The following is a 20,900-nucleotide window of genomic DNA, read 5'->3' as shown; positions in this document are numbered from 1 at the left end:
AAACCGCGATTGCGGTTTTTTGTTAGATTGCTGTGAGTTTGTTTTTGAGATCTTCGTCGAATTTCTGATTGCGGAGCATTTCGATTTCTAGCTTGTAAGGTGCTTTCTTGTTTTTCTTATCTTCACCTACATATGGCGTTTCCAGAATTTTAGGAATTTCCTTCAACTGGTCATGGTGAATCACTTTATTCAACGCGTCAAATCCAATATAGCCAAATCCGATATTCTCGTGGCGGTCTTTCGAAGCACCACATTCGTTTTTACTATCATTCACGTGGAGAACTTTTAATCGATCAATACCAACAATTCGGTCAAATTGATCGAGAACGCCATCAAAATCATTAACAATGTCATATCCTGCATCATGGGTATGACACGTATCAAAACAAACAGAAAGCTTTTCGTTGTGTGTCACACCATCAATAATTTGGGCAAGTTCTTCGAAACTTCTTCCGCATTCAGAACCTTTACCCGCCATTGTTTCAAGTGCAATTTGAACTTCCTGCTCCGCTGTAAGAACCTCATTAAGCCCTTCGATAATTTTCTTAATTCCCTGTTCAGCTCCTGCTCCTACATGAGCTCCTGGATGTAAGACGATTTGGCGTGCACCAAGGGCATGAGTACGCTCAATTTCAGATCTCAGAAAATCAACGCCCAATTGAAACGTCTCTGGTTTCGTTGTGTTACCGATATTTATAATATAAGGAGCATGGACAACAATATCCTTCATACCATGTTCTTTCATATGTGCCGTCCCTTTTTCAATATTAAGCTTTTCAATTGCTTTTCTTCTTGTATTCTGTGGTGCTCCTGTATAAATCATAAAGGTTGTAGCGTCATATGAAGCAGCTTCTTCACTAGCACCAAGGAGCATCTTATCTCCACTCATTGAAACGTGCGATCCTATTTTTAACATTCTATTCATTCCTTTCCTATCCCACTCATGATAGCACAGGCGCTTTATCAAGGTAAATCAAATAAAAGTCCTCTTTATAAAGAGGACTTAAACCTTACTTTCTTCCACGCTTTTGTTGAATTCGATCACGTTCCTGCTGCATTTTCTTTTTGTATCCCGGTTTTACTTTTTTCGGTTTCGGTACGAATACTTCCGGCTTTGAAGAAGTTGGTTTCTTACGAGGAGTTACTGGCTTTGCTTCAACCCACTCCCCATTCTTCACTTCTTTGTATTCAATTTGAATCCCTTTCGCAGCTAGCTTCTGAACAGCCTCTTGATCGGAAGGTTCAGCAAGTGTATAAGCAATCCCGTCCAGACCTGCGCGAGCCGTACGGCCGACCCGGTGAATATAGAAATCCAGATCTTTCGGAAGCTCAAAGTTAATCACGTGAGATACACCCTTGATATCAATTCCTCTTGATGCAAGGTCAGTTGCTACGACGTACTGGCATTCCGCCTGTTGGATTTTCTTCATAATTTGTTTCCGCTGGCGTGCCTGAACAGCACCGTGCAAACGCTCAACGTTGTGACCATTCTCAATTAGAAAATCAGCCACTTCATCCGCCGTTTGTTTCGTGTTAGTAAAAACAAGCGCTAGATAAGGGTTAATTGCTTTCGTTACATTGAGAAGCAGCTCTTTCTTCTCGCGGTATTTTGCAGGGATGAAAATATTTTCTACTTTATCCGCAGTTACCTGTTCCGCATTAACTTCAACGAATTTCGGATTGTCCATGTATTTCTTCAAAAACGGCTGCAGGCTTTTAGGAATAGTTGCTGAAAAGACTAGCATTTGTAAATCTTTCGCCATTCTTGAAGCAATATAATCAACATCTTCAATAAAGCCCATATCAAGCATTTGATCAGCTTCATCGACCACGAGCATCGTAGCAGGAAATACGCTAAGTGCCTGCTCTTCAACAAGATCCTTAATTCGTCCAGGTGTGCCGATGACAATATGAGGCGTGTTTTTCATTCTGCTAATCATTCGTTTACGGTCCGTTCCACCAACGGCTTTTTTGATTGAAATAGTTTCTTCCTCAGGCAGCCCTGCAATTAGCTTGAGTGCTTCCGTATAAATTTGATCTGCAAGCTCTCTAGTTGGAGCCGTAATAACAGCCTGACACTCGTTTTTACCCTGGTCGATTCTATGAATCAACGGTAATAAAAAGGCAAGAGTCTTACCAGAGCCCGTTTGGGACTGTCCAATGGCACTGTCACCGTTTCGAATTGCCGGTACTAAACGTTCTTGTATCTCAGTAGGTCTTGAGAATTTTTGTGCTTTAAGAGCTTCAATTAAAAAAGGCTTAAGCCCTAATCTATCAAAATGTTTCATTTTTGTTCCTCCATCCATTAATCCACCTTATATTATAGCCCAATTTACCTAAAAGCGCCATACGTCAAAAAAGACCATTCTCTATCTTTAATGCCCAATATGAGAAGTTCTCACACCTTCGATTTTTTTAGCATATTGTAAATAGTAACGACAGCATAAAAGGGTCAAGTTATGGAAAGGAGGGCATCACATGAACCAATTTCCTCCCTCCCCTCAAGGCGGACCTGGTCCTGGAATGGGATTTCCATTCTCAGGCGGAGGATTCCCTGGACCTGGGCCTGGCTTTTCACAGCCGCCACAGACAGGGACAGGTGGACTGCTATCTAGAATTTTAGGAGGTGGAGGGGCTTCACCAACACTTCCATCGCCTCCAGGCTCTTTCCCTGCACTGCAACCTGGAGTTACACCCGGGCAGACTGGAGGAATGTTATCCAGACTACTCCCGGGCGCTGGTCAGGGTGGAATGGATATGATGGGTATGATTCAAAACGTCCAAAAAGTCATGCAAGCTGTTGATACAATCAAGCCGATGGTCCAGCAATACGGACCAATGGTCAAGCAACTTCCTGAAATGATCGCGCTTTTCAAAGAGTATCAAAAATCCTCTAGCAATTCTGATGAAGATGAAGATGAAGATGATGCTGAGAAATCGGATGAAGGAACAGCCAAGGTGAAGAAAAATACAGCTAAGAAAAAAAGTCCGAAACCTCCGACAGGTTCATCGCAAAAAAACAAAAAGAACGCATCAACTGAACAACATGCAAGAAAATCGACACCAAAACTCTACGTTTAGACGACTCGATTCATTGAGTTATCACGTTAACTCCTTTATAATTGTGATAGATCAGTTATACAACAATCCATTTTTGGATTGAGGAGGTACTCGATGAACGTAACTAAAATATCACCTAGAGGCTACTGCTATGGCGTTGTTGATGCTATGGTCATTGCACGAAATGCAGCTCTTGATAAAACATTACCGCGACCGATATTCATACTTGGAATGATCGTTCATAATAAACACGTTACTGATGCTTTTGAAGATGACGGCATCATCACACTTGATGGGCCTAATCGGATGGAGATCTTAAAAAATGTCGATTCTGGTACAGTCATTTTTACAGCACATGGCGTTTCACCTCAAGTGCGTGAACTTGCAGAGAAAAAGGGTCTAACCGTTTTGGATGCGACCTGTCCCGATGTGACTGTTACACATGATTTAATTCGTGAAAAACAAAAAGAAGGTTACCATGTTATTTATATAGGAAAAAAAGGTCATCCCGAACCTGAGGGCGCAATGGGGATTGCTCCAGATATAGTCCATCTAGTCGAGAAACCTGAAGAAGTAGATGAGCTTTCAATCGATTCAGAACGTATCATTATCACTAACCAAACGACTATGAGCCAGTGGGATGTTCAGGAAATTATGGAACGCGCGATGGAGCGTTATCCTCACGCTGTTATTCATAATGAAATTTGTAATGCTACACAGGTACGCCAGGAAGCTGTCGCTCAGCAAGCTGGTGACACTGATCTTGTTCTAGTCGTAGGAGATCCTAAAAGTAATAATTCCAACCGTCTTGCACAAGTTTCGATCGATGTGGCAGGAACCCCGGCATATCGAATCGCGGATGTTTCAGAAATTGAGCTAGAATGGTTGCATGGTGTTGAAACCATAGGTGTAACAGCAGGTGCTTCTACCCCGACGCCAATTACGAAAGAAGTCATTCGTTTCCTTGATCAATATGATCCAGAAAATGAAGATACATGGACTCGTGAACGAAATGTTCCGGCTTCTAAAATACTTCCTAAAGTGAAAGTGAAAAAATAACGAAAACCCCACCTTTCCGGTGGGGTTTTGTCATTATCTAAACTGAAACGGATCTGTTATCTCCTGAGAGGCGATAATTTCAATTGTGTAATTTTTCTTGTTAATGAACGAAAGTAACTTCTTTCGAACACCTTCGATCATAATTTTTTCGATATTATGACCGGCGTCGATGATTTGTAATCCTTCCATCATAGCATCATGAGCAACGTGATAATATATATCACCAGAAACAAAAACATCTGCCCCACTAAAGCGGGCCGCATTAATAAATTTGTTCCCATCCCCACCTAGAACAGCTACTTTTTTAATGGTAGAGCTTAAATCGCCAACGATACGTACGCCGCTAGCTCCCAGCTTGTCTTTAACAAAATCAGCAAATGCATCTAGTTTCATACCGTTTTCCAAGTAACCTACTTTACCTAGACCAAGCTTTTCAGGTTCGTTATCTAATGAATAGAGATCATATGCTACTTCTTCATAAGGATGGGCTTTCATTACTGCACGAAGTACCTTTGGCTGTTGCTCTGCAAGAAAGATACTCTCTATTTTCACTTCTTCAACTGTCTCAAGCTTGCCCTGTTCTCCAAGAAACGGATTTGTTTCTTCTGCTGGTTTGAATCTTCCAGTGCCTTCAGAGCTAAAGGTGCAATCACTATAATCCCCAATAGAGCCAGCACCAGCATTTGTCAGTGCTTCCCTCACTTCTTTCTGATGTGTTCTCGGGACATATACCGCAATTTTCTTATAGTGGTTCTTTACTGTGTCAACGAGCACTTCCGTATCTACGAGACCAAGTGCTTCTGCAAGCATATCATTTACACCACCTGGAGCTACATCTAGATTAGTATGGGCCGCATAAACTGTAATGTCATTTTTAATAAGCTTTTCAATCATCTTTCCTTGTTCAGTGTCTAAATTAATCTTTTTAAGGGGCTTATAAAGAATAGGGTGATGAGCAATTATTAAGTCAACTTCTTCCCGAACAGCCTCCTCCACAACATTTGGTAATACGTCAAGTGTTGTCATTACTTTTGATACTTTTTTATTCAAACTTCCTAATTGAAGTCCAATTGGATCGCCTTCTTCTGCATATTTCCTTTTTGACCATGACTCGAATTCTTGAATAATGGCCTGGCCAGAAACTTGCTTACTCATGACAGAACCTCCTTTATTAAATCTCGCTCGTTCTTTATTTGGTCTGCTCTCTCTGAAATGGTTTCAGCTTGTTCCATTGAACGAAGAATTCCCTCGCGTTTTATCAATTCACTTTCCCATTTCTTCTTAAACGCACTATTTTGTTCTTTAATCAACATCGGTCCTGCGAGTAAATTCTTCTGCAGTTCCATTCCATCTAACCCTTCATATGGTCGACTGCCATTGCCCGCATCGAAAACGAGCACCTCATAAATTTTTTCATCTTCCTCTAGAATCGTTTCTTCTACTAGTTCCCAGTCTAATTCAGCCAATCGTTTCCGAAGAAGGTGAGCAGCGACGTTAGGTTGGAGAATTAACCGCTTCACACCTAGGAGCTCCTCGAGTCCGCCGAGAAGAATATCTCGAATGAGCTGTCCCCCCATTCCCGCAATCGTAATTACATCCACTTCTCCCGGTTCGATAACTTCGAGTCCATCACCCTTGCGAACGGAAATGACATCTTCAAATCCGCTCCTTTTCACCTGGTTTAGAGCAGATTGATAAGGGCCCTCATTAACTTCTCCTGCTACAGCAAATGTAATTTGCTTATTGTTCATTAAAAAACAGGGAAGATAGGCATGATCAGATCCAATATCTGCCACCCGGCTGTTGTTTGGAACAAAACGGGCCACCATTTTCAAACGTTCTGATAATAATTTATCGTTCATTTTTCACCACTACTTATCTCATTTTCTTTTATTTAAGTTTACCCGTTAAAGACATCCACTAACAGGAAATCGAAGGGCATAATTCTTATCTAAACTACAAATAGAAAAGCCTTCTGTTCTCACAGAAAGCTTTTTTCTCATCTTATTTTTTCTCAGAAAGCCACTGAGCTACTGCTTCAGCCTGTTCTCCTTGAATAACTCCCGCAGGCATTCCACTGCCTTTACCATTTTTAATGATGTCGAGAATTTCATCTTTAGAGTACTTTCCACCAACTGCATTAAGAGCTGGTCCTACCTGGCCACCAAGGTCGCCACCGTGGCAGGATGCACAGTTTTGAGCGTAAATATCTTCAGGTGCTGCTGCTTCAGCTTGCTCTTTCTTTTCGCCTCCACCTTCAGCACTCTCCTCGCCGCCCTGTTGCAATGCCCAGAAAGAAACACCAATTATGAGAATTAATCCGATGACTGCTGTCCATGCAAATGGAATTAGCGGATTCTTTTTCATTTCTTTTCCTCCTTGTACCGATTCGCTGATGTCGTTTCCCCAATTATGTAAGAGTAAACAAATCATAACTTATTTTACTTGAAAACGCTATAAAAGGAAAGGGGAAGCGTGGTAAATCACATATTTGTCACTGTTTTTCAATCTCTTTCTATCATAGCAAATATTACCGATAAAGTGAAACTTCCATCAGAGGGCGCTTCATTCTCCCCTCTGATGGTTAGTTGAACCAATTGGATCTTTAAGGGCAGTTGAACACCACCTATCGTCTTGTTTGACCTACGTTTTGAGTGGGTTTTACTTCCCCTTATGTGTAGGATAAAACAAAATGACATCAGCCTATTCACTGATGCCTCTTTGTCTTATCCTAGTTACTTTCTAATCTCTTTCTCTACCCATTCAAGAGCAGACTCCCTCAGACGATATTTTTGAATTTTGCCAGAGGCGGTCATTGGATATTCCTGAATAAAGAAGATATGAGCTGGTACTTTATACCTCGCAATTTTACCTTCACAGAAGGTGAGTATATCAGTTTCTGAAACTATTCCCCCTTCTTTCAGCTGAACGCATGCCACAACCTTTTCACCGTATTTCTCATCTGGTAGTCCGATGACCTGGACATCCAGAATAGCGGGATGCGTGTATAGAAACTCCTCAATCTCACGTGGATAGACATTTTCTCCTCCACGAATAATCATATCTTTCAAACGTCCTGTAATCTGAACGTAACCACTGTCATCCATTTTTGCAAGGTCACCCGTATGAAGCCATTCTTCTTTATCAATCGCTTCACTCGTCGCCTCAGGCATATTATAATAGCCTTTCATAACGTGGTAACCCCTTGTACACAGTTCACCCGTCACTCCATGTTTCGCTTCTTCCCCTGTAAGCGGATCGATAATCTTCACTTCTACCCTTGGCAACGCTCTACCAACTGTGTTTACTCTATACTCAACCGGATCATTTGTTCTGGTTTGAGTAATAACAGGGGAAGACTCGGTTTGACCATAAGCAATTGTAATTTCAGACATATTCATTCGTTTCATAACGTTTTTCATAACTTCGATAGGACAGGGACTTCCAGCCATAATTCCCGTACGAAGGGAACTTAAATCAAATGTATCAAACGTCGGGAGACTAAGTTCAGAAATAAACATGGTTGGCACGCCATGCAAGGCTGTACACTTTTCATCCGACACCGTTTGGAGGACTAGTTTCGGGTCAAATTCTATAATTGGGTAGATGGAAGAACCTGATGATAATGCAGCGAGCGTTCCAAGAACACATCCAAAACAATGGAAGAAAGGTACTGGAATACACAGCCGATCGTGCTCACTAAGCTCCATACACTGTCCTATTTGATAGCCATTATTTAGAATATTAAAATGCGTTAACATGACTCCTTTTGGAAACCCAGTTGTGCCTGAAGTATATTGCATATTAATAACGTCATCAGGGTGGAGTTCTGCTCTTCGATTTGAAAAGTCTTCATTGCTAACAGAGTTCCCTCCTTCAATAAATTCTTCCCATCCAATAAATGAAGGTGGGGGATCATCTCCAATATAAACTGCGTCTCTCAGGTTTGGTAATGCAGAGAGTGAGCACTTCCCTTTGGTAACTCTATCTCCAGTTTTTTGAAGGAGCAAAAAGGCTTCCCGATAGGATGTACCTTTAAAGCCATTAATCAAAAACAAGCGTTTCGCTTCAGACTGTTTTAGTACATATTCAAGCTCGGTTGTCTGGTAGTTGGTATTAACCGTAACCAGCACAGCTCCTACCTTCGCTGTAGCAAACTGTAGCAGTAACCATTCGGGCACGTTTGTTGCCCATACAGCAATATGTTCCCCTTTTTCTACACCAAGTTGTAAAAGTGCCTTTGCTGTTCGATCAACTTCCTTATTGAACTCGTGAAACGTATAACGAATACCTTCTTTCGAGTAGACAACAGCTTCTCTGCTACCATATTGACCCGCCTGTCTCTCAAGCATCGAACCAATTGTCTCATGAAGCAGTTCACTCATAGACACACCCCTTATTCGTAAAATCTTCTAATCGAGCGCTCGTTCAGTTTAACAGCCAATTTCTCGAGCTATAACCATGCGCTGGATTTCAGACGTTCCTTCGCCAATTTCAAGAAGCTTTGCATCTCTAAAATACCGTTCCACATGGTAATCACGCATATATCCATTGCCGCCGTGTATTTGCACTGCCTGGTCACAAACTTCCATACAAATTTCAGATGCATACAATTTACAAATTGACGCTTCCTTCGTGAATTTCTTTCCCTGATCTTTTAACCATGCCGCCTTGTAAACCATTGTTCGAGCGAGTTCTATTTTCATCGCCATATCTGCAAGTTTAAATTGAATGGCTTGAAAGCGAGAAATAGCGCGTCCAAACTGCTTACGTTCATTCGCGTACTGTAGCGCTTTCTCATATGCCGCCTGAGCGATTCCAACACCCATAGCGCCTATTCCTATACGTCCACCATCCAATGTAATTAGAAACTGCCTGAAGCCATCTCCGCGCTTTCCTAACAGGTACTCCTCTGGAACTTTCACATCTTCCATCACAAGTTCCGTAGTATTTGAAGAATGGAGACCCAATTTCTCGTAATTATCGACAACCCGAAAACCAGGCGCAGATGTTGGAACAATGATTGCACTGATTTCCTTTTCTCCATTTTTCCGGTCAGTAATGGCAGTTAATGCAAGGTGATCCGCATAGGAAGCATTTGTAATATAGCATTTGCTTCCATTGATAACCCATTCTCCATTGTCAAGAACAGCTTCTGTCTCTGTACCACCAGCATCTGACCCAGCATTTGGTTCCGTAAGTCCGAATGCTCCGAGAGAGTCTCCCGAACAAATAGGTGCTAAGTACTTTTGTTTTTGTTCTTCTGAACCAAATAAATGAAGGGGAGCCCCTCCTAATGACACATGAGCGGAATACGTAATACCTGTCGATCCACATGCCCTGCTTAACTCTTCTACAACGATTGCAAAACTAATCGTATCTGCCCCGCCTCCACCATACTCCTCAGGAAACGGTAAACCCATTATGCCAAGCTCACCAAGTTCTTTAAAGATTTCTTTAGGAAAACGTTTTTCCTTGTCCCTTTGTTCTGCGGCAGGTGCAACTTTTTCATCTGCAAACTCCCTGATCATCTTCTGAATCATTTTCTGCTCTTCTGTTAAGTCAAAATGCATTTCTAGAAAACCTCCTGTAAAATGCCGCTATTTTGAATGCGCTTACATTTTATTATCTCGTTTAAATGTGATTTTTTCAACATTTTAGAAAATAAAAATAATTTTTATGTTATTTTTTCGTTAATGTTGTAAAAGATTCCTATAGCTACAGCCATAGCCTATTTTTTATGGCCATCGGCCATTTGCAAAACGAAAGAAAAATCAGTAAAATAAATTACAAGAAATGTATTCTTGTCTGAGTGGGGCTGAATTTCCATGTCTGACATTGAGACAACCGCTCCCATTCTTCCTTTTAACAATTAAATTTCTAATTTTCTGACCAAAATACGCAAAAAACTCTGTCTGCAAAAGCAGACAGAGGGAATAGAATTCTATTCAAGAAAATCTTTTAATCGTTTGCTACGGCTTGGATGACGAAGTTTACGTAGCGCCTTCGCTTCTATTTGGCGAATTCGCTCACGTGTAACGCCAAATACACGCCCTACTTCTTCAAGAGTTCTTGTTCGGCCATCATCGAGTCCAAAGCGAAGTCTAAGAACATTCTCTTCACGATCAGTAAGAGTATCGAGGACATCTTCAAGCTGTTCTTTAAGAAGCTCATATGCTGCTGCATCTGATGGTGCCAATGCATCTTGGTCTTCAATAAAATCTCCCAGGTGCGAATCGTCTTCTTCACCAATAGGTGTTTCAAGTGAAACAGGCTCCTGCGCTATTTTCAATATTTCACGGACTTTTTCCGGTGAAAGATCCATTTCCTTACCAATTTCTTCAGGAGAAGGCTCGCGACCGAGATCCTGAAGAAGCTGACGCTGAACACGAATCAACTTGTTAATGGTTTCAACCATATGAACCGGAATACGTATTGTTCTAGCCTGGTCAGCGATCGCACGCGTGATGGCCTGACGAATCCACCATGTTGCATACGTACTAAATTTATAACCTTTACGGTAATCAAATTTCTCAACTGCTTTAATAAGACCCATGTTACCTTCTTGAATAAGGTCTAAGAATAACATACCTCTACCAACGTAGCGTTTTGCAATACTAACAACGAGTCGAAGGTTTGCTTCCGCAAGACGGCGCTTTGCCTCTTCGTCGCCTTCTTCAATTCGCTGCGCTAGGCTGATCTCTTCCTGAGCTGATAGAAGATCAACTCGACCAATTTCTTTAAGATACATTCTAACAGGGTCATTTATTTTGACACCTGGAGGTACACTTAAGTCATTTAAATCAAATTCCTCTTCTTTTTCAACTTCTTGAGGTGAAGGGTTGTCTGAATTATCTTCTATTACTTCAACACCCTGTTCCTCTAGATATTCAAAGAATTCATCCATTTGATCTGAATCTTGTTCAAACGGCGATAACCGTTCAACGATCGTAGAGTAAGTAATTAAGCTTGTTTTTTTCCCAAGCTCCACTAACTGCTCTTTCACTTGATCGATGGTTAATTCACCTTCCGCCGGTTGGCGTGTCGGTTTTTCAGCCATTCGATCCCCTCCTTCCATACATCTCAACAATACAGATATTCAATTTCTCAAAATGAATTTTTAAGGTTCTTTTTCATTTCGAGAATTTCCATGGCGATCTTAGCTGCCTGGACAAAATCATGCTTCATTTCCGCTTCTTTCTTTTCTTTTTCTCTCTCTTCTATCTTTATCCATTCTGGATAATTTAACACCTGTCGGATATAATCCTGTAACTCTTTGTCCGACACGTCTTCATTTAAATCCATCATGGCCAGTTCAGAAGCAATTTTGACGAGGTTTGGATCTGTAAGCTGTTCCATGAATTGACTAACGTCCGGATCATGGCCATATGCATAGAAGCTATACAAATACGCAGCGATCGCACTATGCTCGTCAATGTTAAACGAACCGCCAACCTCTTCCTGTACTTTTTCTGCTACATCCAGATTGCGCATCATATAGGCAAGCAGGATACGCTCAGCATTATGGAAGGCAGGCAGGAGCTTTTTCTTCACATAGAAATTTTTCCTAGCATTATTATCCCTTTTCGGAGGAGACTTATCCTTCTTATTGTTCCCCTCCTTATGAAATTGGAATACTTGCTGCTTTAACGCATCGAGTGAAAGTGAGAACTCTTCTGCCAGCTGTCTGAGATAATGATCCCTTTCAACTGCTTTCGTTAAGCCGCTAATTTCTTTAAGTACTTCTTCGATGTAGCGGATTCGTTCTCCTTCATCCGATAGGTTTTTTCCTGATCGGAAAACCTCCATTTTAAAAGCCATTACAGTTGGCGCTGCCCCTATTACATCCTTTTCAAAGCGTTCCGCTCCATATGTTTGGATATAGTCATCGGGATCCATTCCGTCCGGCATTTTTGCAATTCTTACATAACATCCAGCTTCAAGGAGTTCATCAGCGGCCCTTGTTGCAGCACTGATCCCAGCTTTATCTGAGTCATAACAAATGACGACTGATTCCGTTTGTCTTCGAATCAGCTTTGCTTGGTCCTTTGTTAAGGCCGTTCCAAGACTGGCTACAACGTTTTGTACCCCATTCCCATACGCTGTAATCACATCAGCATATCCTTCAAGAAGGATTGCTTGATCTTTCATTCGAATAGCAGAACGAGTTAGATGGAAACCGTACAACAATTTCCCTTTCTGAAACAGTGCTGTTTCAGGGCTATTAAGGTACTTGGGCTCGCCTTCTCCTAATATTCTACCGCCGAAAGCGACAGGTCTACCTTTAGGGTCAGAAATAGGAAACATGATACGGTTACGAAAGCGATCAAAGTACTTTCCATCAAATTCCCTCTTAGCTAAAAGACCTGCTTCAGCTACTTTTTGCAATGGGTAATTCCTTTTCGCTAAATAACTCGTTGCATAATCCCAAGAATCAGGGGCAAAACCAAGCTGAAATTGCTCAATGACTTCCTCTGTAAAGCCTCGATTCTTAAGATAGTCTCGTGCTTTACTTCCTTCAGGGGTTTTCACCATACAGTGATTATAGAGTTTTGCAAGAAAATCATGTGCTTTGTATATAACCTCTTTATCCGATGATGCTCCACTACTCTGGTTATCTTGAATTTCCGGCAGTTCAATCCCTGCTTTTTGTCCAAGCGCCTGAACAGCTTCTATAAAATTGTATCCTTCTATTTCCATTAAAAATGAAAAAGCGTTACCACCCGCGCCGCATCCGAAACAGTGATAAATTTGTTTATCAGGTGCTACTGAAAAGGAAGGGGTACTTTCTCCATGAAACGGACAAAGACCAAAAAAGTTCCTTCCCTGTTTCTTCAATTGTACGTAATCGCCAACCACATCAACGATATCTGTGGAACGGCGAATTGCTTCAATTTTCTCTTCGGGGATTCTGCCACTCATTAGTTATCACCATCAGGTTCTATAATTTCGACGAATGAAAGTATTCTCCTTCATAATTCGACAAAATTCTTATTAATTCTTTTCGAAAGCTCATTCGATCCTCATCAGTAAACTTCCGGGGACCTTTAGTATGCTTACCAGCTCTTCTACTTTTGGATGCAAGATAACGCGTATGGAGAAGCATTGAAATATTTTCCTCTGTGTAGCTTTTCCCTCTTGGTGATAGAATAAATACACCTTTTGGAAGCAACAAGCTAGCAAGACCGTAATCTTGAGTAATTGCAAGATCACCTTTACGACAATGACGATGAATGTAAAGATCGGCTTCTTCTTTCTCAGAGTCTACCATAACCCATTTAGCTTCACGGAATGTTGTGCTCATGTGAGCATATGAAGCAACAAAAATGATTTCAACGTTTGTTAAAGCCTGTTGAAATGACATGATTTCTTCTTTAACTGGCACAGGACATGCATCGGCGTCGACAAAAAGCGTCAGTTTCTTTTTCGTCATAATTCTCTATTCTACATCTCCCTGAGTTATCCTTCTTTTGAAATTTATGTTTTAACTTTCAGAATTTTAATACGTCCTGATTCGATAACATCATTATACCTCTGAAAGCGCTACTTTATGATTATAGACAATTTTTATTGACAATATTTGATTATATACTAAATTTATTAAATTGAACAGATAAAAAGCATAAAAAAACACCATCATCTCATGTCTTTTTTCTGCAATCAGATGATGGTTATTGGATAAACTCATTCCATTATGATGAGTGCTTCCCTTTATATAGACTTAAGATTAAATTTGCTGTTTCTTCAACTGCACGATTTGAAACATCAATGACGTGACAATTCATTTTATTAATAATCGTATCGAAATATTCCAGCTCGTCTTTAATTCGAGTCATGTTTGCATAGCTTGCTTCTGAATTAAGCCCTAGTGCAATCAAACGCTCTTTTCGAATGTTGTTTAATTTTTCAGGACTAATTCTCAGAGCGTAGCATTTTCCTTCTGCTACTTTAAAAAGCTCCTCTGGAGGATCTACTTCAGGGACAATTGGAACATTTGCTACTTTTAATCGTTTATGAGCAAGGTATTGCGATAAGGGGGTTTTCGATGTTCTCGAGACACCAACAAGAACGACATCGGCAAGAGCGATACCTCTAGGGTCTCTACCATCGTCATATTTCACGGCAAACTCAATTGCTTCCACTCGACGAAAATAATCTTCATCAAGTTTATGTACAAGACCAGGTTCGTTGCGTGGCGTTTTTCCAACCACACCCTGCATATGACCAATCATAGGGCCGATAATATCAACTGCCTGAACGTTTTCTTTCTGAGCAACATCAAGAAGAAATTCTCTGAGCTCTGGAACCACAAGCGTAAAAGCGACAATGGCTTTGGTTTCTTTTGCGAGTGTCATCACCTCATGAATTGTGGCTGTATCCTCTACGTATGGCACCCTGCGCACATCAAAAGCATTCGGATCAAATTGACTTGCAGCAGCTTTGACAACCAATTCAGCTGTTTCTCCAACTGAGTCGGATATGACATAAACAATCGCGCGATTAACAGTATTTGTCATAAAAACCTCCTGTACTAAATAATTTCATCCTTGGCCAGATCTACAAGAGATCTTGTAATATTCGTTTTCGTAATTCTTCCGATCACTTCAATCCCATCTTCTACTTCCTTAACAATAGGTAGTGCATCGATCTGCTTTTCAATTAGCTGGTTAGCTACTTCGATTAGGAGGTCGTCTTTTGAACAAACAGTAATATTCGGCATCCTTGTCATAATAATCGTAACTGGGATACTTTCAAGGTCCTGTTTTCCCAGCGCAGCTCTTAGTAGATCTTTCCGAGATAAAACACCGACTAGATGTGCTCGTTCGTTCACAACAAAAAGGGTGCCGACGTCTTCTAAAAACATTGAACAAATCGCATCATAGACACTTGCATTTTCCTGAACCACAACAGGGATAGATTTATAATCATCAACTTTGATTTTTTTGATTTTCTCTGTAAGAAGCTGAGAACCTGTTTTTCCAGTATAAAAATACCCTACTCTCGGTCTTGCGTCAAGGTAGCCAGCCATCGTAAGAATTGCCAGGTCTGGCCGAAGCGTTGCACGCGTTAAACTAAGCTTCTCTGCTATATGTTCTCCTGTGATGGGTCCCTCATTTTTAACAATTTGAAGAATCGTTTCCTGCCGTTTGTTAAGTTGGATATGACTCACCACCTTTTCCAATAATGTTATACTATTTTTTCATTATTATATACGATTATACCATCACCTTGAAAGGGTCCGAACTTATTTTAATGGCGAGTGAAACTAAGGAGTACTCTCTAATCTTCATTCATAAAAGCTAGGTCAGGTCTATTAAACGAATAAAAAGCCCTCTTTTGGGCTTTTTATTCAAGTTTAAAACGTTCTAATTGATCTAAGAATCGTTTTGACTTTAGATTGAGACCTGAGTAGGCCTCAAAATACATATTAAGAATCTTTCTAATTTCTTTCTTTGACTCTTCTTTTAACGAAATGTTGCCTAATCTCCTAAGGTCAATATGGACGAAAAGGTGTAGAAGCTCTGCGGCACGTTTTGTCATCGGTATGTGATAAGGGTCAACTGATAAACAGCGGTGACACAGTAAACCTCCTTCATTAATGGAAAAGTGAAATTTTCCGTCAGCTAATCCACAGTTAACACATCGATCAAGCTGAGGGGTTATGCCTGCTACGCGAAGCATCTTCAATTCAAAAATAAACAGCACAACTTCCGGGTCTTTCTCCTCATCAAGTGCATGGAGAACCTGGTACAGCATTTCGAATAAGTAAGGATTTGACTTCTGTTCTTCTGTTAATTTATCTACAAGCTCAGCAGCATAGGCTGCATACGACGTAAGGAATAAATCATTACGGATCGAACGGAAGGAATCAATGATCTCTCCCTGGTTTAATCCACCGAGACCCGAGGTATGGCGATAGAGATATTGACCATACACAAAAAGCTGAGAAACAGCAGAAAGACGGCTTTTTGGTTTTTTTGCGCCTCTTGCCATGACGCCAACCTTACCCGTCTCTCTTGTATAAAGCGTTATTATTTTATTTGTTTCACCATAGTCCACGGTTCGAATTACAATTCCTTCAACCTTTTTTAACAAGAACTTTCACCAACCGTTTCCTGTCAATCATCCATCAAAAGGTCAAGTGAGGCGAGTTACTTCTTCCACATCAGCGTGAGAATCAAATTCTTCATTGTTCGGTGTTTCCATTTCCTTCAGAAGAAGATAAGTATCGATGTTTCCTGTCTCACAAAATATTTTCCAGGTAAACTCTAACACCTAGATCCCACCTTTCATTTTGTCAAAAGCTTTCCTCTTACCTCTAGCTTGACCTGACATATGGCGGTTTATGTGATGGAATATTTAACAAAATTTCTCTTAATAGTCATCTTCTCGGTAACCATAATCACGTAAAGAAGATGGTTTATTGCGCCAGTCCTTCACAACCTTAACCCAGATTTCCATAAAGACCCGAGAACCAAGAAGTGCTTCAATGTCCTGCCTTGCACGCTTGCCAACTTCTTTAAGCATTTTTCCCTGCTTACCGATGATAATTCCTTTTTGGGAAGATCGCTCGACAACCACCGTAACATGAATGTCAATGACATCCGAGTCTTCACGCTTAATCATCTGTTCCGTCACAACTGTGACCGAATGAGGGATCTCCTCACGAGTTAAGTGGAGCACTTTTTCTCTCACCAGCTCAGCGACTATAAAGCGTTCAGGGTGGTCCGTCACATGATCACTTGGATAATATTGCGGTCCTTCATCAAGGTACCTAATAACTTGATCAAGAAGGGTATTTACATTATTACCCTGGAGAGCGGATATTGGAATAATCTCAGCAAATGAATACTTTTCTTTATAAAAATTAATCATTGGAAACAACTGGTCAGGATGGACCTGATCAATTTTATTTATAACAAGGAAAACAGGACTATCGACATTTTGAAGTCGGTCAATGATATACTGATCCCCGGCCCCATAGCCTTCCTCAGCATTAATAACGAATAAAATTAAATCCACTTCATTTAAGGAACTTTGCGCCATTTTAATCATAAAGTCGCCAAGCTTATGTTTTGGCTTATGAATCCCTGGCGTATCAATAAAAACAACCTGCGCGTCGTCTGTTGAATAGACGCCCTGTACTTTATTGCGAGTAGTTTGAGCTTTATCACTCATAATCGCAATCTTCTGGCCAATCACCTCGTTCAAGAGGGTTGATTTCCCAACATTAGGTCTACCAACAATCGATACAAAACCTGACTTAAAAACTTCTTTACTCATTCAAATCCTCCGGTGAAAATGCGCCAGGAAGTAGCTCACTGACGGTTAATTCATGTATTTTTCCATCTAAATTCGTTAAAATAACTTGCATATTTGGATCACAAAGCTCTGAGATCACCTGACGACAGGCACCACATGGTGGCACTGGACGTTTAGTATCTGCAACTACTGCAATAGCTTTATACGTTTTATGACCTTCTGAGTACGCTTTAAATAAAGCTGTACGTTCGGCACAGTTACACATGCTGTATGCCGCATTTTCAATATTACAGCCACCAAATACAGTGCCATCTTCTGAAAGCAGCGCTGCTCCAACTTTGAAGCTGGAATAGGGTACGTACGCCATTTCTCTTGCTTTTTTAGCTTCTTCAATCAACATTTGCTTATCCATAATATATCCTCCTTATGACTGAAACAATTGGATAATCGGTTCGAAAAAGAGAAGGATACCGATTATAACTGAAATAATAGCAAAAAGAAATACTGCTGCCGCTGATACATCTTTTGCTATTTTTGCAATCGGATGGTCTTCTTCTGTAATTAAATCGATCGCTCTCTCAATTCCTGTATTTAAGGCCTCAAGACTAAGCATAACTCCGATAACCCCAAGTAAAATAGAAAATTTAATGAGTGACAAACCGAGTATGATGCCACTGATCAACACCATACTTCCCGCGATAAGATGAAATAAAAAATTTTGTTCATTGCGGACTAAGTATCGAAATCCTTGAGAAGCATAATTGAAGCTATTCAAAAAGCGGGATAGCCTGGAACTGTTACCTCGTGAGGCCATACTGCTCCAGGTAAACCTTTTGTTTTCCAAACATTTCTACTTCATCTTCTTCTGTCATATGGTCGTATCCAAGCAAATGAAGAAAGCCATGGACCGTTAAAAAACCTAATTCGCGGTCAAAGCTGTGTGCATACTCTAATGACTGCTCAGTTATTTTCTGAACAGAAATCACGATTTCACCAAGTAGATGAGGAACTTCTTCTCCGAGATTGAGGGGTACCTCTCCTTCTTCTTCGTCGTCCAGCGCGAATGAGATCACGTCCGTTGCCTGATCTTTGCCGCGATACTCGCGATTAATCTCAGTAATACGATCGTTGTCTACAAACATAATCGATAACTCGCTACCGGCATCAACGCCCTCTTCGATTGCTGCGTGATTCACTAACTCCAGCAGCATGTTGAGTTGCTCCTCTGTAATAGTATTCGTTTCGTCATAAAAATCAATTGCCAGGCTCATGAAGTCACCTTCTTTTTAATTTCTGTGGGGTATTCAATACGACTATGAAAAATCCCATTAAGTGTTTCTAAAATTGTTGTAGCTACAATATCAAGCTCTCTAAGCGACAAATCACATTCATCAAATTGCCCATCTTCCAATCGTTCGGTGATTATTTTTCGAACAAGAGATTCAATAGCAGTTGGATTTGGTTTAGTCATCGACCTGACAGCAGCCTCAATACAATCTGCAATCCCTACAACCGCCGCCTCTTTCGTTTGTGCTCTTGGTCCAGAATAGCGAAAATCCGTCTCCGGAATTGGCTGATCAGCCTGATCATTCGCTTTGTAGAAGAAGAACTTTAATAGCGTTGTCCCATGATGCTGTTCTGCAATATCTACGATTTCTTTCGGAAGACGATTCTTCCTTAGCATATCGGCCCCATCAGTCGCATGAGAAATAATAATCGTTTTGCTCAACTGAGGCGAGATTTTATCATGGGGATTATCCATATTCATTTGATTCTCAATAAAGAAATGGGGCCGCTTTGTCTTTCCTATGTCATGGTAATAAGCTCCTACTCTTGCCAGTAAGCCATTGGCACCAATTGACTCACAGGCTGCCTCTGATAAATTAGCGACCATCACACTATGATGATAAGTGCCAGGTGTTTCTACAAGAATTTTTCGTAAGAGGGGATGATTGGGATTGGATAGCTCGATCAATCTTGTTGTTGAGATAATTCTAAAACCCGCTTCGAAAAATGGCATCAGTCCGAGAGTTAAAACGGATGATAAAAATCCTGATAAAAACGCAAATCCAAGATGATATGAAAGCTCAATTCCACTATATTGGCCATTCTTCATCATTAATAATATAGCCACCGACACAATGTTTATTAAAGATACTAGTAAACCTGCTTTTAGAATATTGGACCGGTGGTTTCGCCTTCCAAGGAAAAAGACCCCTGATAATGAACTCATTAACACGTAAAATCCAACTGATGCGTTCATCGGACCAGTAATTTCGCCATTAAAGAAAACTCCGGCACAAACTGCAAAAAGCAGGCTTGAAGCAATCGCAATTTGTTCACTGAATAGCATTTTAATAAGCATCGATCCAACCGCTGCTGGAACAATATAAGCAATGCCTGGCAATTCTTCTAGGCTCTGTAGCAGACTAGAAAGCTTAAGAACCAGGAGGGTAGCAAAGTAGACCAGTACAATAATAAGTAAGTTCGTATTGGAAGAGCGTACTCGCGACGGAATGTCTTGAAAGAAATAATACAGATAACCAGTCAGTAGCATTACAAGAAGCGCAAGTCCAACATATGGAACAGCATCAAAGCCATCATCAAGCAACCCGGCCAAGCGCAGCTGCTCGAGCACTTCTCGATTAATCATATCGCCTTCTTCTACGATAATCTGGCCTTCTCGAATCATAACAGGTTGTACAGCTTCAATCGCTTCCTGGCGACTTTGCTCTGTTTGCTCCGGATCCAGAAAATAGTTAGGTACGATCGATTGTTGTGCGACCATAATCATGGCCTGCTTCTGATTATTCGGTAGAGACGTTAATGATAATCGATCCTCAACATCACTCTTAGACTGCTCTAAATTATCAATAGAAACTCTGTCAGTCATAACTTTCATCACTTCAGAGAGGGTTAGTTCTTTAATTAAGTTAACTTGAGACATCTCGGTTTCTAAAAGAGGAATAAGCGTCTCATCCGACATCTCATCAGCCATGGAAACTGATAACAAAGCTCTAAGATCAGCTAACTTTTCCCGCGTGGTTTCATCATTACTGCTTTTCTTAACCTGCTCTATACCAGAAAACAAATCATTCAGCTTATCTACCTGAGACTGAGACACCTCATCACGATAAACATACTTTGCCTCAACCTGAGCTGCTTTTGAGCGTTCATCTTCAGTTGCCGTTTTATGCTCAATCGTGATCGGTGATGCAATATCGCGTTCAGCACTCGAATAAAGGGAAACATCAAGAGATTCTGGCATAACATTAGAGAGCATTGTCAAATACATAATTAGTGCTGCCAATCCATAGAGGGACCACTTGATCATTTTTATACGTTCAATATTACGGAGATTGGCTTGCATGAGACGTTTCATCTTCACAACCATTTCTTGCTCCACCTCACAAGTTCTGGCCTCTACTACTCTTCTTCACATTTTATCAGAATTTCCTTATAAAAGGAGAATAATTCCTGAATAAGTTCACCTGTAGAGCAAAAGAAGACCCGTTTCA

21 protein-coding genes are annotated in these 20,900 nt (G+C 40.8%); 2 read left to right on the top strand and 19 right to left on the bottom strand.

Features of this window, described 5'->3' with window-relative positions; genetic code table 11:
* Window positions 1-22: 22 nt before the first annotated feature.
* Both ABFG93_RS18890 and ABFG93_RS18885 read right to left on the bottom strand, forming a co-directional pair.
* On the bottom strand, window positions 23-916 hold the full coding sequence (locus ABFG93_RS18890; protein ID WP_347552893.1) for a deoxyribonuclease IV: 894 nt from the start codon (window positions 914-916) through the stop codon (window positions 23-25).
* Window positions 917-1,010: 94 nt separating this feature from the next.
* Window positions 1,011-2,288 (bottom strand): DEAD/DEAH box helicase, encoded by a 1,278-nt coding sequence (locus ABFG93_RS18885; protein WP_347549564.1) that lies wholly within the window; start codon window positions 2,286-2,288, stop codon window positions 1,011-1,013.
* Between the two features lie 190 nt (window positions 2,289-2,478).
* On the opposite strand from ABFG93_RS18885, the gene vrrA reads away from it, so the two are divergent.
* Window positions 2,479-3,081, top strand: coding sequence for a VrrA/YqfQ family protein (vrrA, locus tag ABFG93_RS18880; protein WP_347549563.1), 603 nt, complete (start codon window positions 2,479-2,481; stop codon window positions 3,079-3,081).
* A gap of 93 nt (window positions 3,082-3,174) precedes the next feature.
* On the top strand, window positions 3,175-4,119 hold the full coding sequence (locus ABFG93_RS18875) for a 4-hydroxy-3-methylbut-2-enyl diphosphate reductase (RefSeq protein WP_347549562.1): 945 nt from the start codon (window positions 3,175-3,177) through the stop codon (window positions 4,117-4,119).
* A 33-nt stretch (window positions 4,120-4,152) separates the two neighbouring features.
* On the opposite strand, the gene ABFG93_RS18870 is transcribed toward ABFG93_RS18875, so the two are convergent.
* The 17 genes from ABFG93_RS18870 to ABFG93_RS18790 form a co-directional block, all read right to left on the bottom strand.
* A complete protein-coding gene (locus ABFG93_RS18870; RefSeq protein WP_347549561.1) occupies window positions 4,153-5,274 on the bottom strand; it encodes a Nif3-like dinuclear metal center hexameric protein in 1,122 nt (373 codons plus the stop codon).
* Complete coding sequence (locus tag ABFG93_RS18865; protein ID WP_347549560.1) at window positions 5,271-5,981, bottom strand: tRNA (adenine(22)-N(1))-methyltransferase; 711 nt, start codon at window positions 5,979-5,981, stop codon at window positions 5,271-5,273. The genes ABFG93_RS18870 and ABFG93_RS18865 overlap by 4 nt, the downstream gene beginning before the upstream one ends.
* A gap of 142 nt (window positions 5,982-6,123) precedes the next feature.
* Window positions 6,124-6,486 (bottom strand): cytochrome c550, encoded by a 363-nt coding sequence (cccA, locus tag ABFG93_RS18860; protein ID WP_347549559.1) that lies wholly within the window; start codon window positions 6,484-6,486, stop codon window positions 6,124-6,126.
* Window positions 6,487-6,854: 368 nt separating this feature from the next.
* Window positions 6,855-8,504, bottom strand: coding sequence for an AMP-binding protein (locus ABFG93_RS18855; protein ID WP_347549558.1), 1,650 nt, complete (start codon window positions 8,502-8,504; stop codon window positions 6,855-6,857).
* A gap of 48 nt (window positions 8,505-8,552) precedes the next feature.
* Window positions 8,553-9,692 carry an acyl-CoA dehydrogenase family protein gene (locus ABFG93_RS18850; RefSeq protein ID WP_347549557.1) on the bottom strand — a complete coding sequence of 380 codons (1,140 nt, stop codon included), beginning with the start codon at window positions 9,690-9,692 and terminating at the stop codon, window positions 8,553-8,555.
* 371 nt (window positions 9,693-10,063) lie between these two features.
* A complete protein-coding gene (gene rpoD / locus ABFG93_RS18845) occupies window positions 10,064-11,179 on the bottom strand; it encodes an RNA polymerase sigma factor RpoD (protein ID WP_224593706.1) in 1,116 nt (371 codons plus the stop codon).
* A 47-nt stretch (window positions 11,180-11,226) separates the two neighbouring features.
* Complete coding sequence (dnaG, locus tag ABFG93_RS18840; RefSeq protein ID WP_347549556.1) at window positions 11,227-13,041, bottom strand: DNA primase; 1,815 nt, start codon at window positions 13,039-13,041, stop codon at window positions 11,227-11,229.
* Window positions 13,042-13,060: 19 nt separating this feature from the next.
* Window positions 13,061-13,552, bottom strand: a complete 492-nt coding sequence (locus ABFG93_RS18835) for a YaiI/YqxD family protein (RefSeq protein ID WP_347549555.1) — start codon at window positions 13,550-13,552, stop codon at window positions 13,061-13,063.
* A gap of 259 nt (window positions 13,553-13,811) precedes the next feature.
* On the bottom strand, window positions 13,812-14,636 hold the full coding sequence (locus tag ABFG93_RS18830; protein WP_347549554.1) for a pyruvate, water dikinase regulatory protein: 825 nt from the start codon (window positions 14,634-14,636) through the stop codon (window positions 13,812-13,814).
* Between the two features lie 14 nt (window positions 14,637-14,650).
* On the bottom strand, window positions 14,651-15,292 hold the full coding sequence (locus tag ABFG93_RS18825) for a helix-turn-helix transcriptional regulator (RefSeq protein WP_347552892.1): 642 nt from the start codon (window positions 15,290-15,292) through the stop codon (window positions 14,651-14,653).
* Window positions 15,293-15,465: 173 nt separating this feature from the next.
* Window positions 15,466-16,215 (bottom strand): DNA repair protein RecO, encoded by a 750-nt coding sequence (gene recO, locus ABFG93_RS18820; protein ID WP_347549553.1) that lies wholly within the window; start codon window positions 16,213-16,215, stop codon window positions 15,466-15,468.
* 42 nt (window positions 16,216-16,257) lie between these two features.
* Window positions 16,258-16,395 carry a YqzL family protein gene (locus ABFG93_RS18815; RefSeq protein WP_347549552.1) on the bottom strand — a complete coding sequence of 46 codons (138 nt, stop codon included), beginning with the start codon at window positions 16,393-16,395 and terminating at the stop codon, window positions 16,258-16,260.
* 99 nt (window positions 16,396-16,494) lie between these two features.
* Window positions 16,495-17,403 (bottom strand): GTPase Era, encoded by a 909-nt coding sequence (gene era, locus ABFG93_RS18810; protein ID WP_347549551.1) that lies wholly within the window; start codon window positions 17,401-17,403, stop codon window positions 16,495-16,497.
* Entirely contained in the window at window positions 17,396-17,794 is a 399-nt protein-coding gene (locus ABFG93_RS18805; RefSeq protein WP_347549550.1) for a cytidine deaminase, read from the bottom strand. Before ABFG93_RS18805 ends, era begins: the two co-directional genes overlap by 8 nt.
* Before the next feature lie 12 nt (window positions 17,795-17,806).
* The gene (locus ABFG93_RS18800; protein ID WP_347549549.1) at window positions 17,807-18,196 is read right to left on the bottom strand and encodes a diacylglycerol kinase family protein; all 390 of its coding nucleotides are present in this window, start codon (window positions 18,194-18,196) and stop codon (window positions 17,807-17,809) included.
* Window positions 18,180-18,653, bottom strand: a complete 474-nt coding sequence (gene ybeY, locus ABFG93_RS18795) for an rRNA maturation RNase YbeY (RefSeq protein ID WP_347549548.1) — start codon at window positions 18,651-18,653, stop codon at window positions 18,180-18,182. The genes ABFG93_RS18800 and ybeY overlap by 17 nt, the downstream gene beginning before the upstream one ends.
* Window positions 18,650-20,776 carry an HD family phosphohydrolase gene (locus ABFG93_RS18790; RefSeq protein ID WP_347549547.1) on the bottom strand — a complete coding sequence of 709 codons (2,127 nt, stop codon included), beginning with the start codon at window positions 20,774-20,776 and terminating at the stop codon, window positions 18,650-18,652. The genes ybeY and ABFG93_RS18790 overlap by 4 nt, the downstream gene beginning before the upstream one ends.
* Window positions 20,777-20,900 lie beyond the last annotated feature (124 nt).

Source organism: Pseudalkalibacillus hwajinpoensis (assembly GCF_039851965.1).
GTDB lineage: Bacteria > Bacillota > Bacilli > Bacillales > Guptibacillaceae > Guptibacillus > Guptibacillus hwajinpoensis_E.
This window is presented reverse-complemented; position numbering and strand designations above follow the sequence as displayed.